General features: G+C 43.3%; 14 protein-coding genes and 1 pseudogene. 6 read left to right on the forward strand and 9 right to left on the reverse strand.

Translation table 11 applies throughout. The features are described 5' to 3' along the window. Window positions 1-158 precede the first annotated feature (158 nt). From Xish_RS05385 to Xish_RS05405, 5 genes are all read right to left on the reverse strand, one after another. Window positions 159-488, reverse strand: coding sequence for an AprI/Inh family metalloprotease inhibitor (locus Xish_RS05385; protein ID WP_099117030.1), 330 nt, complete (start codon window positions 486-488; stop codon window positions 159-161). A 170-nt stretch (window positions 489-658) separates the two neighbouring features. Further along, a complete protein-coding gene (locus Xish_RS05390) occupies window positions 659-2,092 on the reverse strand; it encodes a serralysin family metalloprotease (RefSeq protein WP_099117031.1) in 1,434 nt (477 codons plus the stop codon). A 553-nt stretch (window positions 2,093-2,645) separates the two neighbouring features. After that, window positions 2,646-3,743, reverse strand: coding sequence for a 23S rRNA (cytidine(2498)-2'-O)-methyltransferase RlmM (gene rlmM / locus Xish_RS05395; protein ID WP_099117032.1), 1,098 nt, complete (start codon window positions 3,741-3,743; stop codon window positions 2,646-2,648). Further along, window positions 3,736-4,131 carry a DUF423 domain-containing protein gene (locus Xish_RS05400; protein ID WP_099117033.1) on the reverse strand — a complete coding sequence of 132 codons (396 nt, stop codon included), beginning with the start codon at window positions 4,129-4,131 and terminating at the stop codon, window positions 3,736-3,738. The genes rlmM and Xish_RS05400 overlap by 8 nt, the downstream gene beginning before the upstream one ends. A gap of 43 nt (window positions 4,132-4,174) precedes the next feature. Next, window positions 4,175-5,098 carry a transcriptional regulator GcvA gene (locus Xish_RS05405; RefSeq protein WP_099117034.1) on the reverse strand — a complete coding sequence of 308 codons (924 nt, stop codon included), beginning with the start codon at window positions 5,096-5,098 and terminating at the stop codon, window positions 4,175-4,177. A 406-nt stretch (window positions 5,099-5,504) separates the two neighbouring features. Between Xish_RS05405 and csdA the strand changes: the two genes are divergently transcribed. From csdA to Xish_RS05420, 3 genes are all read left to right on the forward strand, one after another. After that, window positions 5,505-6,713 carry a cysteine desulfurase CsdA gene (gene csdA, locus Xish_RS05410; protein ID WP_099118680.1) on the forward strand — a complete coding sequence of 403 codons (1,209 nt, stop codon included), beginning with the start codon at window positions 5,505-5,507 and terminating at the stop codon, window positions 6,711-6,713. 60 nt (window positions 6,714-6,773) lie between these two features. Next, window positions 6,774-7,262 carry a cysteine desulfurase sulfur acceptor subunit CsdE gene (gene csdE, locus Xish_RS05415; protein ID WP_099117035.1) on the forward strand — a complete coding sequence of 163 codons (489 nt, stop codon included), beginning with the start codon at window positions 6,774-6,776 and terminating at the stop codon, window positions 7,260-7,262. A gap of 77 nt (window positions 7,263-7,339) precedes the next feature. After that, entirely contained in the window at window positions 7,340-7,936 is a 597-nt protein-coding gene (locus Xish_RS05420) for an IS630 family transposase (protein WP_244185936.1), read from the forward strand. 43 nt (window positions 7,937-7,979) lie between these two features. Here the strand turns inward: Xish_RS05420 and Xish_RS05425 are convergent, their stop codons facing one another. The 3 genes and pseudogenes from Xish_RS05425 to Xish_RS05435 all read right to left on the reverse strand — a co-directional run bounded on the left by Xish_RS05425 (window position 7,980) and on the right by Xish_RS05435 (window position 10,734). After that, window positions 7,980-8,579: a pentapeptide repeat-containing protein gene (locus Xish_RS05425; RefSeq protein WP_099117036.1), complete on the reverse strand. Its 600-nt coding sequence runs from the start codon at window positions 8,577-8,579 to the stop codon at window positions 7,980-7,982. Between the two features lie 136 nt (window positions 8,580-8,715). Then, window positions 8,716-8,865, reverse strand: a pseudogene (locus Xish_RS19320) (IS982 family transposase); the annotation flags it as partial. A gap of 165 nt (window positions 8,866-9,030) precedes the next feature. Beyond that, window positions 9,031-10,734: an ArnT family glycosyltransferase gene (locus Xish_RS05435; RefSeq protein WP_099117037.1), complete on the reverse strand. Its 1,704-nt coding sequence runs from the start codon at window positions 10,732-10,734 to the stop codon at window positions 9,031-9,033. A 298-nt stretch (window positions 10,735-11,032) separates the two neighbouring features. Here Xish_RS05435 and Xish_RS05440 point away from each other — a divergent pair, with 298 nt between their 5' ends. The 3 genes from Xish_RS05440 (at window position 11,033) to rluA (ending at window position 17,318) form a co-directional block, all read left to right on the forward strand. Further along, on the forward strand, window positions 11,033-13,381 hold the full coding sequence (locus Xish_RS05440) for a DNA polymerase II (RefSeq protein WP_099117038.1): 2,349 nt from the start codon (window positions 11,033-11,035) through the stop codon (window positions 13,379-13,381). Window positions 13,382-13,600: 219 nt separating this feature from the next. Next, on the forward strand, window positions 13,601-16,510 hold the full coding sequence (gene rapA, locus Xish_RS05445) for an RNA polymerase-associated protein RapA (RefSeq protein ID WP_099117039.1): 2,910 nt from the start codon (window positions 13,601-13,603) through the stop codon (window positions 16,508-16,510). Between the two features lie 154 nt (window positions 16,511-16,664). Further along, entirely contained in the window at window positions 16,665-17,318 is a 654-nt protein-coding gene (rluA, locus tag Xish_RS05450; RefSeq protein ID WP_099117040.1) for a bifunctional tRNA pseudouridine(32) synthase/23S rRNA pseudouridine(746) synthase RluA, read from the forward strand. A gap of 30 nt (window positions 17,319-17,348) precedes the next feature. Here the strand turns inward: rluA and djlA are convergent, their stop codons facing one another. Further along, window positions 17,349-18,158: a co-chaperone DjlA gene (gene djlA / locus Xish_RS05455; RefSeq protein ID WP_099117041.1), complete on the reverse strand. Its 810-nt coding sequence runs from the start codon at window positions 18,156-18,158 to the stop codon at window positions 17,349-17,351. Window positions 18,159-18,296: the final 138 nt, after the last annotated feature.

Genomic DNA, 18,296 nt, shown 5'->3' on the forward strand with positions numbered 1-18,296 from the left:
TAAAGAAATCTCATCTCACCCTGAGGGAATGCTAATGATAATAGAAATCATTTTCAATAAAAATATTGATAATTGCCAACCAGCCACCTAAGCCAAGGATCAACGACTGCAAGGCCATACGTATAATTTTGGTCAACACCGTGATAGCGGCTGATCGTTCACTGGCAATACGCTGAAAATGGGGAGAATGTCATGACCAGTTCCCTGCCATCAACAAAGTAAGCAATCCACTGTTCTGACTCATGACTAAAAAAAGCCACACTATTGCCATCATCATCAGTCAATGTGATGCCATCTGGAGATGGATACCATCCTTCAACAGGCTGCCCAATCAACTCAGTCACACACGCATTACCTTTTAAAGCCCAAATTGAGCCTTCGGGTAAACGGACATCGGTCAATTCAATACTGCACAGCTTATTTCCATCGGAGAGTTGCCATAATCCTTTCAACTCACCTGCGGTTGGAAGCCTCAAACTACTCGCCATACATCCTCCTGCCAAAAAAAGAGAGAAAATTATCGATAAGAGCAATTTCGATCTATAAAACCGACAGCCACAAAGCAAGAAATCCACCATTTCCACCTTTCCATCATGTCCATAATATTGCCGTATCCTGAGGGGAACACGGCAATATTCTATTAATGTGATGACATCAATTAGACGATGAAATCTGCTTCAGTTAACGGTTGACCGACCACTTTCACCAGAAAATCGTTGCCCGCCAAATCACCACCAAGGCTGATTTCCAAATCAGTTACCTCGGTCACTTCATCATAAGTGAACAGCACTTCGCCCGCTTTACCTGAGAACGAATCCACAAATTTGATATCGCCAGTACCACCGAAATTGAATTCAGACAAATCGATCTTATCTTCACCAGAGACGAAATCGTGGATCCAGTCTGGATTGTCTTGCAGCGATTCTTTGCCATCCAGGTAAACAAAGGTATCGTTACCTTCACCACCCCACAGATGATCACCGCCCAGACCGCCATAAATAATGTCATTGCCTGCGCCGCCTTTCAGGATGTTATCTGCGCTGTTACCCACCAGAATATCGTCGCCGCTGCCGCCAATCGCGTTCTCAATAACAACACCACGGGCAATAGAAACGTTGCCTTTCAAACCACCCACATCTGAAAAAGCGCCTTTATTGAGATTGATACGCTGATTTTGAGTAAAGCCGGAGAAATCAAAGGTATCTTCACCACCCGCATCCCAGACACTAAATACCAGTTTGCTGTTCGCATCGGTTGCTGTCATAAAGTCGCGGTCAGTATTGGAATTGAAACCGTATATGGTATCCCCACTACGGGTTTCCATATTCGCTCCATACAGCTCCTGAATGGCAGAAATATCATTCAGCAGAGGTGCTGATGAAAAGTGATATTTGAAATCTTGACCCGTAAATTTTTCACCAAAGTAACTCATCACGGTGTAAGCACGGGAATCTTCGAAATATTCCGCTGATCTGATATAACTTGGACGTATTTTATCAGAAGCATCATAATCGGCAGGATGTTCCAGCCCTAATGTATGTCCAATTTCATGAGTGAAAGTCTGACGGGCATAACCATTCACACCGATGTCATTGTCTACAAAAGTATCGTCTTTAGCATGATACCAGGTATAAGCTGTTTTATATCCCTGTGGCAGGTTTGCAAATGCATAATCATCGTTATCGCTATGATCAAAGAAGCCAAAAGTGATATTTGCCTTACTTTCTTTATTCACCTCGGTAAATTTAATATTGGCAACATCAGACCAGGATTGTAAAGAAAGTTTTGCCGCTTCTTTTTGTTCTTCATTAAACGCACTAAAACCAGAAATATCAAAATACGGCATAACATAAGGTGCCGACTCTAGGAAATGATATGACAATTCCAGGGTGCCAGAAGAGTCAATATATTTATTGGACCACTTATAATGGCCACGCAAAAGCTCATCAGGCGCTTCATCACCTAATACCTTATGCGCAACACGAATATGGGGATCCGAATTTGGTACGTAGGCTTTGAGCAGCGAGTTAACATCCTGAACAGAGTGGGAATCAGATAACCCCGAATAAGTATCTTTTTTCTTTGAGGTCATTATAAATCTCCTGTAAAAACAAGACAGCCATTTTAAAACCCGAAATTTTTATAATAACGGGAGTAATAGTTTTAAATTCTTTCTAAGGTTCTCTTAGAAATAAAACTCCAGCATAAAATAGCGTTAGTTATTGTCTGTGTAAAAATAATCAATATACTTTTTTAGAATACATACTGAATAAATTTAATTTATGCAATTAATTATTAACCATCTAATTAAATTTTTTGATAATAAAAAAATAACATTATTTAGTTATAAATAAAGTCATTTTTATCTGCTGAAAATTGATCCTAAGAGAGAATTATCTCTTTACCTGTTTTTTTACCCACCCTTTTAAAATTGGATTGTTTTTTACACAACCTGAAATTAATTCCATATCAGAGCAACGATATTGTATTCGGGATAGCATTAACTGAAATAATTGCATTAAACGGTGTGATAAAAATTAAATTGGAGAGGAAGATAAATAAAATAAGGATATAAATGAAATAAGACGATAAAACGATAAATAGTGCTGCCAACAAGGCAGCATATTTAACGATAAAGGATTGTATCAATAATCCCGATCAGTTGCATACAGGGACCAAATACGACGAACGTGTACGGTAATCTCTTCACGATCGTGATACAGGTGTTTCGCCTGAATCTGCGCATTCACACCATTTTCTCGCAATTGCTGTTCTATTTTCTGCAATAGATGAGCGACTTCCTCATAACGCTTTTTCATCGGCAACTTAAGATTGAAGATCGCCTCACGGCACCAGCTTTTTACCAGCCAATCCGTCATCAATTGGGCCACTTTGGCAGGTTTTTCAACCATATCACAAACCAGCCAATAAATGTTTTTCACTGGCGGCTCAAACTTAAAGCCATCCACACGATGATGTTTTACTTGACCTGTTTCCATCAAGCTATCAGCCATCGGGCCATTATCTACCGAATGAACCATCATGCTGCGTTTTACAAGCTGGTAAGTCCATCCTCCCGGACAAGCACCGAGATCCACGGCATGCAGGCCGCTACCCAAACGCTCTTCCCATTCGTCATAAGGAATGAATATATGAAAGGCTTCTTCCAGTTTCAGCGTTGAACGGCTCGGTGCATCAGAGGGGAATTTCAGGCGAGGAATACCCATATAAAAACGAGAGTTATTATTGCTGTAGGAATACCCGACATAACAACAGCCCGGAGCGATAAAAAAGACATGAATCACTGGGCGGCTGTTATTTTCCTTTGCCAGCAACAGTTTTTCCTGACGCATCGCATTACGCAATGGCACCGTAAACTTACGGCAAAATTTCATTAACTCTTTGCTTTCATTGGTATCCGGCACTTCGACACGCAGATCACCCGCCCTCTCAATCACGCCGAACAACATGCCAACAATCGGGGTAATGCGATCTTCCTGTGGCAAATCTTTTAGCAATTCGCCCACAACTAACATTTGACGAGCAAAAATCAACTCCCCAAACGGTATTTCACGGATCAGGCGATCCGCATCATCTGGCTGATAACACTCAAACAGTACATATCCACTGTTCTCTTTCACGCGGGCGAAACCGTAAATTTCTTTTTTACCCGCCTTATCGGTAATCTCTGCCGCACACTCTTTTTCAAAACCTGGGCGGCAATATAAAGCAACTTTATTCATGGCTAAGCGCCGATTTCCTTAGACGCAGAGCGCCAATTAATACACATAACCAACCAATGAGAAAACTGAACCCACCGATTGGTGTCAAATAAACCAGAAATTTTAGCGGTAAAAAGGCCAGACAATAAAGGCTGCCGCTAAACAGCACAATTCCCGCCGTGAAAAAAATCCCACTCCAGCCAAACGGTACTACAGGCTGGCGCATCAACAAAACTGCCAGAACCATCATTGCGAGGGTATGCAGCCCTTGGTATTGCAGGCCGGTATGGATCCATTCCATCTGACGTGGTGTCAGGATAGGTGCCAACATATGTGCTCCCATCGCGCCCAATGCCACGTAGAAAAAACCACTGATCCCAACAAAAATAAGCATGGCTCGACTGTTCATCACACAGCTCCTGTTTCTGTTTGTCAGCTATTAGGTATAACTATTAAGTGTGTTGGGTAATAAATCCTAACCTTTCTTGCTCAACCGCAGCTTGGGTTAGTATCCATTTGCGGAAAGCCGCGATCTTGCCCAATTCTGCCTGATTATCGTGGCAAACCAAATAAAATGCATTCTTGCTGACCAAAACATCATTAAATGGACAGACAAGACGCCCCGCATCAATTTCATTTTGTGCCATAACATTATTAGCTAACGCAACACCTTGACCATGTACAGCCGCCTGGATCACCATCGCACTGTGGCTGAATATTGGTCCCTGCTGGACATTAATTTGTTGCTGCATATCAAGCTGGCGAACATAGGCTTGCCAATCCCGTCTGGATGAATCATGCAACAAAGTATGATTAGCGAGATCTTCAGGAGTTCTCAATGGGCGATCTCCCGTCAGTAACGCAGGAGAACAGACAGGTAGTAAATATTCAGGATAAAGGCGATCGGTTCGCAACCCCGGCCAGTTGCCTCTGCCATAAAAAATAGCGATATCGACATCATCAGCCAGTTTATCTTCTTCCCGATCTATTGCCTGAATGCGAACATCAATCCCCGGAAAACTCTGATTGAAACCTGACAGCCGAGGCACTAACCACTGGATCGCAAAACTGGGGGATAAACTCACCGTTAACGCTCCCTTGGCACTACGGGCTTGAAGTTTGCGGGTCGCGTCATTGATGGCGGTAAAAATTTCCTTAATATCGAGATAGTAACTCTGGCCATCTTCCGTCAACAATATCGAGCGGTTACGGCGACGAAAAAGCTTTAATCCCAGAAAATCTTCCAGACTTTTCATTTGATGACTAACAGCGGCCTGAGTCACAAATAATTCTTCTGCCGCTTTAGTAAAACTTAAATGACGGGCCGCAGCATCAAAAACGCGTAACGCATTGAGTGGAGGTAAACGTTTAGACATGTTCATTTCTTATGTAGTGGTGACGATACCGGTAACTCTTTTCATTCAGTTATTAGTTTTTATAATCCGAAGCATTATAATTTGTCCATTGATGATATACCAGCAAATCCCTATAGTGTGCGCACTTCCTAAGCCGGAACGAAAAGTCTCTCTGTAGCGATACATTGAAGCTTTTGGCTTTGTGGTTGTGATGTTGTGTTTGCAAGTTGTCTGGGAAACCAGGCTTTGTAGCATAAGCTACTGTTTTTTTTCACTTCCTGTACATTTACCCTGTCTGTCCATAGTGATTTTTTATTGCACCGCAATTGCGGTGCTTTTTTTCCCAACTTTCTCCTGTAGAATTCCTCTTCTCTTAGTTAAAGAAAAACTTATTCTTTATCACACAACGATTAAATTAGCGCCGTTTATGAAAACCTTTGACTCAGAAAAATTCCGCCAGCAATTCCCTGCCCTGCAACAATCCACCACATTTCTGGACAGTGCAGCCACAGCACTGAAACCAGCATGTATGATTGAGGCAACCGAGCACTATTACCAGAACCACAGCGCAACAGTACACCGCAGCCAACATGCCACTGCGCAAGCCATGACTGCTCGTTATGAGCAAACTCGTTCACTGGTAGCGGAATTAATTAATGCACCATTATCTGAAGATATCATCTGGACAAAAGGAACCACTGAGTCTATCAATCTGGTTGCCCAAAGTTACTTTCGCCCTCGTCTGAACGCTGGTGATGAGATCATTGTCAGCGAACAGGAACACCACGCTAACCTATTACCGTGGTTGATTCTGGCGCAACAAACCGGCGCCAAAATCGTTAAATGGACGATTGGCAATCAGCGCCAACCAGAAATCGATACTCTGGCAGAACTATTGAATGAAAAAAGCCGCTTAGTTGCCATCAGCCAAATGTCTAATGTTACTGGTGCCGCAGTAGATTTGGCACAAGTCACTGCTCTCGCCCATCAATATGATTGCTGTGTTCTGGTTGATGGTGCTCAGGGTATCGTTCACACACCTGTCAATGTACAGCAACTGGATATCGATTTTTATGCCTTTTCTGCCCATAAACTGTATGGTCCAAATGGATTGGGTGTGTTGTATGGTAAAAGTGAATTGCTGAATGCGATGTCACCGTGGCATGGCGGCGGCAAAATGCTGACTCAAGTCTCATTCGATGGTTTCACACCGGAAGCAGTACCTTATCGTTTTGAAGCGGGAACACCCAATGTTGTTGGCGTGATCGGCTTCGCAGCAACCCTGGAATGGTTGAAAACGATTGATATCCAGCTCGCAGAATCCCATGCGATTGCCCTGACGGATTACACCGAACAACAACTCAGCACATTGGCGGGTTTTATCAGTTACCGTGTCGCGGGTTCCAGCTTGCTGGCTTTCAATATCGCCGGAATACACCACAGTGATTTAACGACACTGATTGCAGAACAAAATATTTCCCTGCGTTCAGGCCAACACTGCGCCCAACCATTGCTGGATACTCTTGGGATCAGCGGCTGTCTGCGCACTTCGTTCATGCCTTATAATAACCAGCAAGACGCGGATAGATTGATCAGTGCCGTAAAGTTTGCGCTAGCGCTGCTGATGGATGATTGATATTGTCCTGTCATGCAGTCCTATCAGTAAACGATGAATATATTGCAAGATAAATAGCCAATGACACAATTCTCAGACAACATTCTGGCTCCGCATCCATTCGGAACAGAAATTACAGAACAGCAACTTATTGAAAACTTTCAGCAATGTAAATTGTGGGAAGATCGTTATCGACAGCTTATCGGTCTGGCCAAAAAGCTGCCTCCTTTAGCTGGTGAATTAAAACAACAAAATATCGAAAGATCCGGCTGTGAAAATCGTGTTTGGTTAGGGCATCAACGATTTGCAGATGGCCGATTGCATTTTTATGGCGATAGTGAAGGCCGTATTGTCAAAGGATTATTAGCCATTCTGCTGACCGCCGTAGAAGGCAAAACACCAGAACAAATTGTGCAAACGCCTTTGACCGAGCTATTCCAAAACCTCGGCCTTGAACAACAACTCAGTGGCTCAAGGCTCAATGGTGTGAAATCCCTGATAAATACCATTCAGGAAATAGCTAACACCTATATTCACGCGATGCTCGACTTTCGTGGTGAGTTGAAATGACATAGCTGCTCCTTTATAGCTAAATCATATCAATATGACATAATATCTAACCCTAAGATAACAAGGCATAAAATGAGATGGGCTACAGCTTAGATTTTCGAAAAAGAGTATTGGCATACAAAGACAAGCATTCGTTGACTTTTGAACAAACGAGTGCTGATCTTCAGGCTCGTCTGGCATTTATCGAGCGCATCAGCGACTATGAGCGGGCTGGCAGGCCGATTGTGTATTTGGATGAAAGTGGTTTTGCTCAGTCGATGCCACGTCAACATGGCTATTCGGAAAAAGGGTTACGCTGTTTTGGTTCGCATGACTGGCACGCAAAAGGCCGTATCAATGTCATTGGTGCCATTCTCGAAAATACCTTCGTCACCTTAAGCTTGTTTACCGAGAATATTAATGCCGATGTTTTTTATGCGTGGATGACACAAGATTTGCTGCCAAAGCTTCCACACGGCGCCGTGATAGTGATGGATAATGCATCTTTCCATAAACGGAATGATACGACACAAGCGATAGCAGACAGCAGATGTCAACTGGAATGGCTTCCCGCTTATAGTCCGGATTTGAATCCAATAGAACACAAATGGGGCGGAGCAAAAGCGATCAGGAGGCAAAAAAGATGTTCGGTTGATGAGTTGTTTACGGAGCATATTGAATATGTCAGGTTATGATGATTTTACTATAACGGCTATTCCTACCGCGACCAAGATATCTCTAATCTACTAGTTCAATCCCTAAACTCTCAAGAAGTGAAAGAGCTTCCAATCTTGAGAACTTTGCTTTAACAACAGTGTTATTTAAAATGTCTATGTTGTAACCCCATGAGTAGGTAAAGTTGACAGAACGTAAAACTGTCTTATTGAATAAACTTCCCGAAAAATCGCAACCTGTTAGAACAGAGTTAGATAAATCACTTTCTCTGAAGTCAACATCAACTAACCTACATTCTTCCATCTTTAAGCTATGTAATTTTAACCCAAGGAAGGAAGAGTTAGTTAAAATGCATTTTGTGAAATGTAGTTCGAAATCCAGATTGAAGTTAGGCCAGATGGCCCTTGTCCAATCTATACCTGATAGTTTGCACTCATTGAAATAAATCTCATAGAATCGAGTATCAGGAATCTCAATAACACCAAGATTACAGTGGTTGAAAGTACAGTTATTGAATTTACAGCGGGAAAGTTTTGCAGAAGAAAAATTACAATGATTGAATTCACAAGCTTCAAAGATCGTATCTTCGACATTTGAATCTGAAAAATCTGCTTTCGAGAAAGATATATCAAAATAATCAGATCTACTCTCTAATAAATGCATACTAACCTTCGGAAATTTAATTTAAAATTATCCATAAATATACCTTTGTTCGATTTTAAAAAAAACAATAAATTCAGGTAAATCATCTATATACTTTACGAAATGCTCGACTTTAACACCCTATAACGTTAGCTTGTTAAAGCCAGTCGCGTTGACTTTTACCTTGTTTAAAATTAACAAAAATTCCCAACGTATGAGAAATCAGTTTTCTGGCTATTCGATTACTCAAGTGCCACAGATCCCGCGCCCAGCACTTCTCGATAGCAAATTGTCCGGCAAGTTGACCGCTACACTTTGCTCCTGGAACCGGCTTCTCGTCAATTTCTTATCCAGAATTCGGGTTTATTAACATTTGTCCGTTCCAGTGAAATGAGATTCGCCCGTTGGGAAGAAATCGTCTGGAAACAAGCCAATGAAGTAGCCGCTTAAACGGCCACTAGTCCAACATAAATTATCCATTGTTCTTTATGTCACCCAATTCCACTTTCTTATAAACAACCAAATTCTCACGATCGCGATTTGGCCTATGTCCATGCCAAAATAACGTCATCCCTTCGGGGGCAGGTTCTATTTCTTTGGATAATACAATCAACCAATCACATTTTTCAGGAGTTTCAAATTTACTCTGTTGTTGATGCAAAACACGGGTAAAATAATAAAGCATTGGTGCTTCAGATTCCCCAATATAATACGATGCCATACAGTCATTCTCTTTATACACTCCCGTCAGCTTCTGCTTTAGGTCAAGAAACGCCTCTTTATATCCCTTGGTGTAATCAATCCAGCCAACAAATAATGTAAATACTAATCCCCAAACTGTAGCAATACCTAAAACCCAATTTTGGGCAGCGCGCAAGTCTGGTGATTTAGAAAGGAGCCAACTTTTAGCTATCCATATCGCAGTGATCAAGGCAGCAGCAGCAACAATAAATCCCGAAAAATGCATTTGATAACTCATTGGCAACCATCGGCTAAATGGCGTTAACCAATGCTGATAATCCGTGGAAAGTGACAAAAAATAACAAGCCCATAAAAATATAACCAGAACAGACCAAAATAGGGAAGAGAATATAGATAAATATTTATAAATTATTTGCGGTATTTTAATAAAAATCCCTGTAGCCAGGATCGCCATTGGCGCAATAAAAGGCAGTAAATATAATGCACGTCCAGAGGCAGATATTTGTAATAGAATAACGCCTAATACAACAAATGCTGCACACAGAAAATAATGTTTATCCGACAGAACTTTAATTGGGTTTATCAATATAAAAATAAAAGCCAATATCCCTGATGGCAAAGCAAACAATAGCACTGCCTCAGGGATCATGGTCAAATTCCCTCTTGCCCCAAGATCTTCAACAGAAAACCCTAAAAAACGACCGATATTGTTATCCCAAAGCCAGATTTTAAATAAATCAGGATGCTCAATAAATAACATGACCGGCCACGGCAGGATTAAAACCAGTGCAATGATCCCTGACAATAAAGCATTTAGCCAATATTGTTTAGTTCGACAATGTCTAAGGAAGATAGGAGCCAGAACGAGGCAAATCCATAATAATCCCGGAATAAATACCCCTTTTGATAAGAGTGTTACCGTCGTACCAATGATTAACCATAAACAAGAGTAAGCTGTTTTTTCGTTTTTGATTAATCCCAGTAAGCCATATAACCCGATAGTGGTTCCTGTTATCAGTGAGGTATCAGTAAACATATCGTGGCTGTGGCGAACTAATCCAGGTGCACTGGCATACAAAGCAAAAGCTATCCATATTCGAGTGTCTGTAAAGTTTTTGACATCAAATATGCGACGCGACAACAGAATAAAAAAGGAAAAATTGATCACTGAAAAAAATAAAGAAGCTGTTCTGGCTGCATCGTGTATCGGAAGCCAGTGGGATAACAGATGAATAAATGAAGTAGCTGTCCAATAATATAGGGGAGGCTTTTCCATAAAAGGTTGACCGGCATTCATTGTTACCAACCAATTCCCTGTTTCATACATAGTATGAATAATACCAAAACTGTAATTTTCATCTTGTTTCCAAGGGGTATGTCCATAAACACCTGGTAACAAATACAGCAGAGTAAAAGCAATAAATAATAGTAAGGCTTTGATATCTGTTTGTGTCAATTTATTCGGGTTGTTCATTAATATTTACCAGATTCAGTTAATGTTTCATTTTCTCAGTAAAAAATAGTTGAATATCACCCAATTAATAATAACAACAAAAGAGGCTTAAGCTCGAAAAAAACAATTAATCATTATGATTATTTAAAAAGGTTAATATCCCTCTGGGGAAAATTCATTAATAATAAAATAATAATAAGTCACCATAACTATCGAAAATGATCCAACCAAAACGCTGTATAAATAACCATAATTAATGCTATCATTGAAATGATTTCTATAGGACTAAATATGGTTGGTTTCTCATAAGAGAAAGATTATGCAGATAAATCATGTTGAACAAGGCTTTATTCTGACTCGTCACTGGAAAGATGCACCATCTGGTATTGAATTAGTGTATTGGCTGGCAACGGAAGCGGGTGCACGCCGCATTACTATTCCTCGTCAAAAAGCGGTTGCTTTTGTGCCTCAACATGCTCTGCCTAAAGCAAAACTTTTACTCACACAGGAACGGCATTGCGAATTAAAGGCGTTGCCATTAAAAGATTTCAATCGCCAGCCTGTTGCTGCGCTGTATTGCCCGCATTATTATCAATTGCAACACTTGGAAAAAATTTTCAAAGAGCAAAATATTCCCCTCTATGAAGCCGATATCCGTCCACCGGACAGGTTTATGATGGAACGCTTTATCACTGCTCCCGTTTGGTTCAGCCAGAAACCCGACGGCAGTTATCAAATGAAACCCAATTCCACCTATCGGCCAAATTTGCAATGGGTGTCACTGGATATCGAAACCAGCCAGCATGGTGAGTTGTATTCCATTGGCTTGGCTGGATGCGGCGAGAAAACCGTATTTATGTTAGGGCCAGCGCAGGATAATCAACAGGATATTGATTTCAAATTAGAGTATGTTGCCAGTCGTCCGATGATGCTGGAAAAACTCAATGAATGGCTGGCTCATTATGATCCTGATGCCATTATTGGCTGGAATCTGGTTCAGTTTGATTTGAAAGTGTTACAGCAACATGCTGAACGCTATAACGTGCCGTTAAAATTTGGGCGCAATCGGGCTTTGCTTGAATGGCGAGAACATGGTTTCAAGGCAGGGCATTTTTTCGCCTCAGCAGAAGGCCGTTTGATTATTGACGGCATTGATGCACTGAAAACCGCAACCTGGAATTTTCCTTCTTTCAGTCTTGAATATGTGGCACAACAACTTTTAGGGGAAGGAAAAGCGGTCGATAATCCTTATGACCGTATGGATGAGATCAACCGCCGCTTTCAGCAAGATAAGCCTGCCCTCGCCCATTATAATTTGCAGGATTGTATTCTGGTTAATCGTATCTTTAAGAAAACAGATTTGATGGCCTTCTTATTGGAACGTGCCACGGTAACAGGGTTGGCGGTGGATCGTAGTGGTGGATCTGTAGCGGCATTCACGCATCTTTATCTGCCCAAAATGCACCGTATTGGCTATGTTGCGCCCGTCCAGCCAACATACTTCGATGATAACAGCCCAGGCGGCTTTGTGATGGATTCGTTTCCAGGATTATACGATTCAGTGTTAGTGCTGGATTACAAGAGCCTCTATCCTTCAATTATTCGCACGTTTTTGATTGATCCGGTCGGCATGGTTGAAGGCCTTGCCAATCCAGACAATAAATACGCCGTCCCTGGCTTTCGTCAGGCATTTTTTTCCCGTACGCAACATTGCCTGCCGGATATCGTCACGCAAATCTGGCATGAACGTGAAAAAGCCAAAAAGCAACAAAATGCGCCGCTTTCCCAAGCCCTGAAAATTATTATGAATGCATTTTATGGTGTGCTCGGTGCCTCTGGCTGTCATTTTTTCGATCCTCGTCTGACTTCATCAATTACGATGCGTGGCCATGAAATTATGCACCAAACCCGTAAACTCATCGAATCACAGGGCTATCAGGTAATTTATGGCGATACGGACTCAACATTTATCTGGCTAAAACGCCCGCATTCAGAAGAAGAAGCCTGCCAAATCGGGCATTCTCTGACGCAATTTGTCAACCAATGGTGGCAAGACCATCTCAAAAGTGAATTCAATCTTGAGAGTGCATTGGAGTTGGAATTTGAAACACACTATCGGCGTTTCCTGATGCCAACGGTACGCGGGGCAGAGCAAGGCAGTAAAAAACGTTATGCCGGATTAAGCGGTGATAAGGTAATTTTCAAAGGGCTGGAAACGGTAAGGACTGACTGGACGCCGCTGGCACAAATATTTCAGAAGGAGCTGTATACTCTGATTTTTGATCAACAACCCCATCAGAATTATATTCGTGAATATATTACTAAAACGCTAGCGGGGGAATTTGATGACCGTCTGATTTATCGTAAGCGGTTACGCCGTAAGTTGTCTGATTACCAGCGCAATGTCCCTCCCCATGTTCGGGCAGCACGTTTGGCAGATGAATATAATCAACAGCATCATCGTCCTCTACAGTACCAAAATGGGGGCTGGATCAGCTACATCATCACTCAGGCCGGCCCTGAACCATTAGAGAACCAAACCTCAGCACCCGATTATGAACACTATATCAATAAGCAATTAAAACCGATTGCTGACGCCATCTTGCCATTCATTCAAGATGATTTTATGCCCCTGTTAACAGGGCAAATGAACATGTCTTTCGAATAATGGATATTTTTGCAGGTGACGACTTGCCCCGCTTCAATTAACATATCGTCCCTCTAATGGGCTACTGTACTTTTGCGATCCCTTTATCGAAAAACGGGCGTTGTAGAGTGCAATTGAAAACTATCCCTATCGATAACCAATAACGAACGATATCCGACAAAAGCAGCCATCCTGCAACCATAAAATAATATTGTCTAACAGAAAACTGAGCCAAAATTTATGCCATTTACTCTTGGTCAACGCTGGATAAGCGATACAGAAAGCGAACTTGGATTAGGAACAGTCGTGGCGCTTGATGCGCGCATGGTAACGTTGCTCTTCCCTGCCAGCGGAGAAAACCGCCTTTACGCACGCAATGACTCCCCCATCACCCGCGTTATGTTTAATATAGGCGATACTGTGACCAGTCACGAAGGCTGGAAAATCAAGATCGATGACGTCCAACAAGATAATGGCCTGCTGATCTATGTCGGTACGCGTCTGGATACTGAAGAAGAAAATATCTGCCTGCGGGAAGTTTTTCTGGATAGCAAGCTGACGTTCAACAAGCCACAAGATCGCCTGTTTGCAGGTCAAATTGACCGCATGGATCGCTTTGCTTTGCGTTTTCGCGCCCGTAAACACCAAAGCGAGCAGTTCCGTCTGGCAGAAAGTGGATTACGTGGCATTCGTGCCAGTCTGATCCCACACCAATTGCATATTGCCAATGAAGTGGGTAAACGCCACTCACCACGTGTATTACTGGCAGATGAAGTTGGTCTGGGTAAAACCATTGAAGCCGGGATGATTATCCATCAGCAATTGATGGCCGGACGGGCTGAACGTGTGTTAATCATTGTACCAGATAGCCTGCAACATCAATGGCTGGTAGAAATGCTGCGCCGTTTCAACCTGCGCTTTTCGCTGTTTGATGATGGCCGATATAGCGAAGCACTGCATGACAGTGATAATCCGTTCGAAACCGAACAGTTGATTATCTGTTCCTTAGATTTTGTTCGCCGCAATAAGCAACGTTTTGAACTTCTGCTGGAAGCAAGCTGGGATTTGATGGTAGTGGATGAAGCTCACCATCTGGCATGGAGCGAAAAATCCCCAAGCCGCGAATATCAAGTTATCGAACAATTGGCAGAGCAAATCCCATCTGTCTTGTTGTTAACTGCAACACCAGAGCAGTTGGGGCAAGAAAGCCACTTTGCCCGCCTGCGCCTGCTGGACCCAAATCGCTTTCACGATTATCAGGCGTTTATTGATGAACAACAGCAATACCGTCCTGTCGCGGATGCCGTGACGTTACTGTTGTCTGGTGAAATTCTGAATAATGATCAGCAAAATGCCATCGTTGAACTAATCAGTGAGCAGGATATTGAACCTCTGCTGAAAGCAGCAAACAGTAATCAGGATGAAGAGAGCGAAAATGCGCGTCGTGAACTGATTACCATGCTGATGGATCGCCACGGCACCAGCCGACTGCTTTTCCGTAACACCCGTGGTGGTGTGAAAGGCTTCCCGCATCGTGAATTGCACGAGATCAAGTTACCACTGCCAGCCCAATATCAGACGGCAATCAAGGTTTCTGAAATCATGGGAGCCAAAAAGACCGTGGAGTCTCGTGCCAAAGATATGCTCTATCCTGAGCGGATCTATCAGGAATTTGAAGGGGAAAATGCCACATGGTGGAATTTCGATCCCCGTGTAGAATGGCTGATGGGCTTCCTGATGGCAAACCGCGATGAAAAAGTGCTGGTGATCTGTGCCAAGGCAGAAACTGCGCTGCAACTGGAGCAAATTCTGCGTGAACGTGAAGGCATCCGCAGTGCGGTGTTCCACGAAGGCTTGTCCTTGCTGGAGCGTGACCGTGCCGCCGCTTATTTCGCTTCTGAGGAAGAAGGTGCGCAAGTGCTGCTCTGCTCTGAAATTGGCTCAGAAGGGCGTAATTTCCAGTTTGCCAATCAGCTTGTCATGTTTGATTTGCCATTCAATCCTGATTTACTGGAACAGCGTATTGGTCGACTGGATCGTATCGGTCAAAACCGTAATATTAAAATTAGTGTGCCTTATCTGGAAAACACTGCGCAATCCATTCTCCTGCGCTGGTATCACGAAGGGCTGGATGCCTTTGAGCATACTTGTCCAACAGGCCGTTCTATCTATGACAAATATTATGAAACCCTGCTCAATTTTCTTGCCAAACCCAATGAGCAAACTGGTTTCAGTGAATTTATTGCTGAATGTCGCGGGCATCATGAAAAACTTAAACAGCAATTGGAACAAGGGCGTGACCGTTTGCTGGAGATGAACTCCAACGGGGGCGAGCAAGGCCAGAAACTGGCAGAAAAGATTGCTGCACAAGATAACGACACGGATCTGGTGAATTTTGCCCTGAATTTGTTTGATATCATTGGGATCAATCAGGAAGATCGCTGCGACAATATTATTGCCCTGCATCCATCCGATCATATGCTGGTGCCTGATTTCCCGGGATTACCTACAGATGGCTGCTCGATTACGTTTGACCGTGAGAAAGCACTTTCCCGCGAAGATACTCAGTTCCTGAGCTGGGAACACCCTATCATCCGCAATGGTCTCGATTTAGTTCTGTCGGGGGATACGGGAAGCTGCGCCGTTTCTATCCTGAAAAACAAAGCACTGCCAGTAGGTACGCTGCTGGTTGAGTTAATTTATGTTGTTGAAGCTCAGGCACCGAAGCACCTGCAATTGACGCGTTTCTTGCCACCAACCCCCGTGCGCCTCTTGTTGGATCTGAAAGGCACCAATCTGGCTCCTCAGGTCGAGTTTGAAAGTTTCAACCGCCAACTCAATGCGATAAACCGCCATAACGCCAGCAAGCTGGTTAATGCGGTACAGAAAGAGGTTCATGCTATTTTGCGTCAATCTGAACCTCTGATTGAAGAGCAAGCGCGTGTGTTGATTGAGCAAGCGAAAAAAGAAGCTGATGAAGTACTGTCGGCTGAATTGTCGCGTCTTGAAGCCCTGAAAGCGGTTAACCCGAATATCCGTGATGATGAGCTGGAAGCGATCGGTTCCGAGCATAAACATCTGCTGCTCAATCTTGACCAAGCCAACTGGCGTCTGGATGCCATTCGTTTGGTGGTTGTTTCTCATCAATAAGCAGACGTCAATAACCTGTCATTCTCCGCTAGATTTCAAGTCGACACCGACAAAAGGGAAGCTTGAAAGAGAAAAGAGTTGACCTGTAGTAAACTCAGGAGCACTTTCCACAAGATGCTCCTGAGTTTTGTTTTTCCGACTCATTGGAGCCACTATGCTGGAGTCTTATAACCCCCCGACAGATCCCTGGTTATATGTGCTGTACCAGGACGAGCACATTATGGTTGTCAACAAACCCAGTGGGTTACTTTCTGTGCCGGGTAAAGCAGAAGAGCACAAAGACAGTATTATGACGCGGATACAAGCTGAATTTCCTACCGCCGAATCAGTCCATCGATTGGATATGGCGACCAGCGGTATCATGGTTGTGGCGCTGACTAAGGCCGCCGAGCGTGAGTTGAAACGCCAGTTCCGCGAGCGTGAGCCGAAAAAAGTTTATATCGCACGGGTATGGGGAAAACTGGCGCAGGAAAAAGGCTTGGTGGATCTGCCCTTAATCTGTGATTGGCCGAATCGCCCGAAACAAAAAGTCTGTTTTGAAACGGGCAAGTCAGCACAAACTGAGTATCAGGTACTGGAATATGAGGCTCAGGCAACACGCGTCAGGCTGGCGCCTATCACAGGGCGATCGCATCAGCTTCGGGTACATATGCTGGCTCTTGGTAATCCCATTTTGGGAGATAAGTTCTATGCCCATACGCAGGCAAGGGAAATGGCTCCTCGCCTGCAACTACATGCTCAAGAACTCTTTATTGCTCATCCGGCTTATGGCACACCGATGCATTTTGAATGTAAGGCCGAATTCTGACGCAGATTTCTTGATTCTTTTGGATAAGAGCTACTTAAAGCCCTTCTCTTTTTTAATCAAATCGTAAGCCAACTGGATGGACTGCGCCTTCTGTTTCGCCAGTTCCATCATTTCTGGTGGTAAACCTTTTGCCACCAGTTTATCGGGGTGATGCTCACTCATCAGTTTTCGATAAGCCCGCTTAATGGTGGTCGCATCATCCTGTTTATTGACGCCCAATACCTTACAGGCATCTTCCAATGTTGCACGCTGCTGCTCATGGCCTTGATAATGCCCATGCTGTTGGTGCTCTCCACCAAAATGGCGCCCACCTTCCATCATGGCGAGGAATTGTTCAAATTGAACACGGGAAATGCCTAACTCTTCAGCAATGACAAACAACACTTTTCTTTCATTAGGATGCAGTTCACCATCAGCAAATGCAGCCTGTAACTGAATTTCCAGAAACATGCGGATCAGGTCAGAGCGACCGAAGCAAGCACGGCGTAGTTGTCGCATTGTTTCACGCAAAAGGAATTGCGGCTGTTTACCTTCACGAAATGCCTGCTGTGCAGAAAGCCGTGCTTCTCCATGCAGTTGCATTCTGTTCATCAATTGGGTAGCGAGCTGAATATCTGTTTCTGTGACCCGACCTTTTGCTTTGGTTAAATGCCCTAATACTTGAAAAGTACTGCGGAAAAACAGCGCCTGTCGGGTTGGGCCTTTAGTCGTTTTCCCCAATTTTTGCATCCTGATTTTGTCAAAGGTATGACCAAGCACTAAGCCAATCACAATCCCCCAAAAACCAGCTCCAGATGCAATCCCAAATATCAATCCGAATAATTTTCCCCAATACTGCATATAGTCTTCAATTCCCCAATGCCCTGAGCGCAATTTTGCATTATCATACTATCCATTAAGCTCTGTGCCTAACAACAAGATTAGTAAAGTTAAACTTTACTCTGGCTCATATCTCTCAACTACGTTAGTCTCTGAGCG

Origin of the sequence: Xenorhabdus ishibashii (assembly GCF_002632755.1) — a bacterium.
GTDB classification, from domain to species: domain Bacteria; phylum Pseudomonadota; class Gammaproteobacteria; order Enterobacterales; family Enterobacteriaceae; genus Xenorhabdus; species Xenorhabdus ishibashii.

Coding starts and splice junctions, on each gene's coding strand:
- Xish_RS05385 (WP_099117030.1), bottom strand. CDS start 488: ATGGCGAGTAGTTTGAGGCTTCCAACCGCAGGTGAGTTGAAAGGATTA.
- Xish_RS05390 (WP_099117031.1), bottom strand. CDS start 2,092: ATGACCTCAAAGAAAAAAGATACTTATTCGGGGTTATCTGATTCCCAC.
- rlmM (WP_099117032.1), bottom strand. CDS start 3,743: ATGAATAAAGTTGCTTTATATTGCCGCCCAGGTTTTGAAAAAGAGTGT.
- Xish_RS05400 (WP_099117033.1), bottom strand. CDS start 4,131: ATGAACAGTCGAGCCATGCTTATTTTTGTTGGGATCAGTGGTTTTTTC.
- Xish_RS05405 (WP_099117034.1), bottom strand. CDS start 5,098: ATGTCTAAACGTTTACCTCCACTCAATGCGTTACGCGTTTTTGATGCT.
- csdA (WP_099118680.1), top strand. CDS start 5,505: ATGAAAACCTTTGACTCAGAAAAATTCCGCCAGCAATTCCCTGCCCTG.
- csdE (WP_099117035.1), top strand. CDS start 6,774: ATGACACAATTCTCAGACAACATTCTGGCTCCGCATCCATTCGGAACA.
- Xish_RS05420 (WP_244185936.1), top strand. CDS start 7,340: ATGGGCTACAGCTTAGATTTTCGAAAAAGAGTATTGGCATACAAAGAC.
- Xish_RS05425 (WP_099117036.1), bottom strand. CDS start 8,579: ATGCATTTATTAGAGAGTAGATCTGATTATTTTGATATATCTTTCTCG.
- Xish_RS05435 (WP_099117037.1), bottom strand. CDS start 10,734: ATGAACAACCCGAATAAATTGACACAAACAGATATCAAAGCCTTACTA.
- Xish_RS05440 (WP_099117038.1), top strand. CDS start 11,033: ATGCAGATAAATCATGTTGAACAAGGCTTTATTCTGACTCGTCACTGG.
- rapA (WP_099117039.1), top strand. CDS start 13,601: ATGCCATTTACTCTTGGTCAACGCTGGATAAGCGATACAGAAAGCGAA.
- rluA (WP_099117040.1), top strand. CDS start 16,665: ATGCTGGAGTCTTATAACCCCCCGACAGATCCCTGGTTATATGTGCTG.
- djlA (WP_099117041.1), bottom strand. CDS start 18,158: ATGCAGTATTGGGGAAAATTATTCGGATTGATATTTGGGATTGCATCT.